Consider the following 3,378-nt stretch of genomic DNA (forward strand, 5'->3'; position numbering starts at 1 on the left):
AAATTGTTGAAGCTGTTATGGCTGCTTGCCTGTGCGGGCGGGCTAATCGTGTACGGGGCACTGCAATTGCGTGATGTGTCCACTAGGTTAGGCTTCGGGGCTGCTGTCGGCGTCGGGCTTATGGGGCTTGGCCTGTTTGCGATCCTTGGCGCCATAGCTGTGAAGCAAACGCTTGGAATTAGCCAGCGTGGCGACCGCCGCTGAAATCAGAAACAGCTAGCGTGCGGCTCGGCAGACGAAAGCGAAGCGGGGCCTTGTTCGAAGGCGATAAGTCCGCTTGGGGCAAAGCTGACAATTCGGCGGACTGCGCGGCAGCGATGCAAAGCCGTGAGGATCTCCTCATGAACGACGTGACTTCAGGGCTCATGGCTGATCTAGCAAAAGGTCCTGTGTCGATTCGATCGCAGGGCTTCTTTGCATTTGCCTTCAGATTTGTTGGTCTTCTCGGTCTCACGTGTGTCCTCGGCCTTGCCGCTGTTTCAAGCTCACATAGTGTCGGTCTGCGCGCAATTTACATGTTTAGCGCCACTGCAGGCGTGTTCGTTCTCCTCCCAAGCTCGCTCGCAATTCGCTTTTGCGCAAAAGGGCTTCCAGAGCTAACGCTGACTTCAGAGGGCTTTATCTATCATCGGGTCTCGCCAACGCTGGTGCGGTGGACTGACGTGATAGCTTGCTTTGTGACAGATGTAGGAGCAACGTCGTCCGCAAAGACTTTAAGTGGTCATTCTGACGCCTGGCATTATCGAGCACCTCGAAATGTCTCGTCTTATGCGTTTGATGTATCTTCGCCAAAGCAGATTTATGATTGCCGATATTGACGCGCCGATCCATGAGTTAGCTGAGGTGTTCGAACGCCAGCGTGAAATTGTGCAGCAGTCCTCCGAGCAAAGGTCCGCCACGCACCAATAGACGGTCAGGCGGTCATGAACATGCCGAGTACTACGCTCACAAGGAAACCGAGTAGCATGCCCAGCAAACTCAGGAGCTGATAGCCGATAATCGTATATGCCTCCGACTCACTATAGCCGCCCACCTGCCGCCACATGGCGACCTGCTTGTCTCCAAAGTTTCCAACGGACATCACAAATCGAGCCGTTGAATTGGAATCCCATCGTCCAACCCTCGCTCTTGCCAACTTGATGTTCACCCAAAGAGAAATAATCGCGAAGATCACCGTCCCAAGGAACATGGGAAATACGACGAAGTCACCTCGCACTTTCAGCCCCCTTTCTTACTTGAGCGCCGGCCCGCCGCGATCATAGGCCTCAATGCGCGCGACATAGGCCTTGGGCAACGCCGTTGCATCGACCTGCCCACTGGGGAGCGCCTGAGCAATGTCGCTCATCGCTGCATTATCGAGTTTCAGGATGATCGGCGCCTCGGCGCTCGCCGCTGCGATGTCAGCATCGCGGCGGGATGGCCTCTCCATGGCGTGTCTCGCCTGACGGCGTCCCGGACGATGAAGCCGCGATGATGCTATACTGCCAGTGTTTTGCCCGACGGATCAACGCTTCGGCTCCGCCATGCGAGCCCACAAGCGCGTGCCGCGCAAGCCCAAAGCGAGCCCTGCGCAAGCCATTGAAATGACTAGCTCCGGCTACTGTGCATGGGGTTGTTTTTTCACTTCTGTTTTGGAGCTGCCCTCTCCGCGAGCGGAGAGGACACAGCAACCGCCGCGTCCCTACTCCCAGTACCAGGTCGAGAAATCGTTCTCGTATTGCGGCACGTCCTTCCAGACGCCCTTCAGCTTTATGTTGGTGATGGTGATGAGCTGCGGCTGATAGAGGTAGGCAGAGACGGCGTCGGTCGCGAGCATGCGCTGGGCGTCGCCGAGCAGCTTGGCGCGGGCGGCCTCGTCAGGCGTCGACACGATCTCCTTGTAGAGTGCGTTGAACGCCGCGTTGTTGTAGCCGAGATAGTAGTCCGGCTCGGTGATCTTGACGAGATCGAACGGCTCGACATGGCTGATGATGGTGAGGTCGAAGTTGTGCGGACCATTGCCGGCGAACACTTGCGAGAGCCACTGCGCCCATTCGACGTTCTCGATCTTGGCGACGATGCCGACCTTGGCGAGCTGGGCCGCGGCGATCTCGCCGCCCTGCCGCGCATAGGACGGCGGCGGCAGCTTCAGCGACAATTCGAGCGGCGTGGTGACGCCGGCTTCAGCGAGCAGCTTCTTGGCCTTCTCGGGGTCGTAGGGGTTGATGCCGGTGGTGTCGACATAGCCGAGCGCGCCCGGCACGTAGAAGCTGCCGATCGGCGTGCCGAACCCGTCGACGGCGCCGTCGATCATCGCCTTGCGGTCGATAGCGGCAAGGATGGCGCGGCGGACACGGACGTCGTCCAGCGGCTTCTTGCGATGGTTGATCGCAACGATGGTCTTGGCGCGGGAGCCGCCGACCTGGACGTTGAAGCGCGGATCGGCCTTGAACTGCGCGATGGTGCGCTGGGCCGAGACGCGCGGGAACGCATCGACGTCACCGGAGAGCAGCGCGGCGGTCTGTGCTGCCGGGTCGGAGATGAAGCGGATCGTCACCTTCGCAAGCTTGATCGCGGCGGCGTTGCGGTAGTCGGCCCATTTGGTCAGCGTGATCGACGAGCCCTTGGCCCAGGCGCCGAGCTGATAAGGCCCGGTACCGACCGGCTGCGTGATGTTCGTCGCCGCGCTCTTCGGCTCGACGATCGAGCCGCCCGCCTGCCCGAGCAGGAACGGCAGGTTCGGCTCGCCATATTTCATGGTGATCACGATGGTGTCGGCGTCGGGCGCCTCGACCTTCTCGAAGGCCTGGTACAGGCTCTTGTCCTTGTTGGTGCTGGTCGGCGCGGCGTTGCGCTCGAACGAGAACTTCACCGCGGCGGAGTTGAACGCCTCGCCATTGTGGAATTTGACGCCCTTGCGCAGCTTGAACGTGTAGGTCTTCAAATCGGGCGAGGCAGTCCAGCTTTCAGCGAGCAGCGGCGAGACCGAGCCATCCTCGTTGATCTTGGTCAGCGTCTCGTAGATGTTGTAGAGCGTGACCTCGGCGATCGCGGCAGCGGCGGCATTGGTCGGATCGAGTCCCGGCGGCTCCAGCGCCATCGCCATCACGACGCTGTCCTTCTTGCTCTGCGCCAGCACCGGCAGAGGCGCCGCGACCAGCGCGGCAGCAAAGGCGACGATCGATAATTTCCTGAACATGCGCAACTCCCCGGCCATCTCTGATCTCTAGCCTACGCCAATCCTGCCCCAGACACTAACCTTCCATGGCCGCTTGCGGCAACGCCATCACGGCTTCCGACTTGTGGCAGGCGGCAAAGTGCCCCTCGCCCACCTTGCGTAACTCAGGCGGGACCTCGCGGCAATGCTGGTCGGCAAGGGCGCAACGCGAGACATAGGGG

General features: G+C 60.4%; 5 protein-coding genes. 2 read left to right on the forward strand and 3 right to left on the reverse strand.

What is annotated here, in order from left to right; all coding sequences use genetic code 11:
• Together SE91_RS37355 and SE91_RS36400 are read left to right on the forward strand one after the other, a co-directional pair.
• Positions 1 to 204, forward strand: a 204-nt coding sequence (locus tag SE91_RS37355) for a hypothetical protein (protein WP_210183117.1), incomplete at its 5' end; no start/stop codon positions are given.
• A gap of 137 nt (positions 205 to 341) precedes the next feature.
• A complete protein-coding gene (locus SE91_RS36400; RefSeq protein WP_156489686.1) occupies positions 342 to 818 on the forward strand; it encodes a hypothetical protein in 477 nt (158 codons plus the stop codon).
• Between the two features lie 95 nt (positions 819 to 913).
• Here the strand turns inward: SE91_RS36400 and SE91_RS19700 are convergent, their stop codons facing one another.
• The 3 genes from SE91_RS19700 to SE91_RS19710 form a co-directional block, all read right to left on the reverse strand.
• Positions 914 to 1,189 (reverse strand): hypothetical protein, encoded by a 276-nt coding sequence (locus tag SE91_RS19700; RefSeq protein WP_061848767.1) that lies wholly within the window; start codon positions 1,187 to 1,189, stop codon positions 914 to 916.
• A gap of 42 nt (positions 1,190 to 1,231) precedes the next feature.
• The gene (locus SE91_RS19705) at positions 1,232 to 1,429 is read right to left on the reverse strand and encodes a hypothetical protein (protein WP_061848768.1); all 198 of its coding nucleotides are present in this window, start codon (positions 1,427 to 1,429) and stop codon (positions 1,232 to 1,234) included.
• Between the two features lie 252 nt (positions 1,430 to 1,681).
• A complete protein-coding gene (locus tag SE91_RS19710) occupies positions 1,682 to 3,178 on the reverse strand; it encodes an ABC transporter substrate-binding protein (protein WP_061851214.1) in 1,497 nt (498 codons plus the stop codon).
• Positions 3,179 to 3,378: the final 200 nt, after the last annotated feature.

The sequence above is a fragment of the Bradyrhizobium sp. DOA1 genome, assembly GCF_001593325.1.
GTDB lineage: Bacteria > Pseudomonadota > Alphaproteobacteria > Rhizobiales > Xanthobacteraceae > Bradyrhizobium.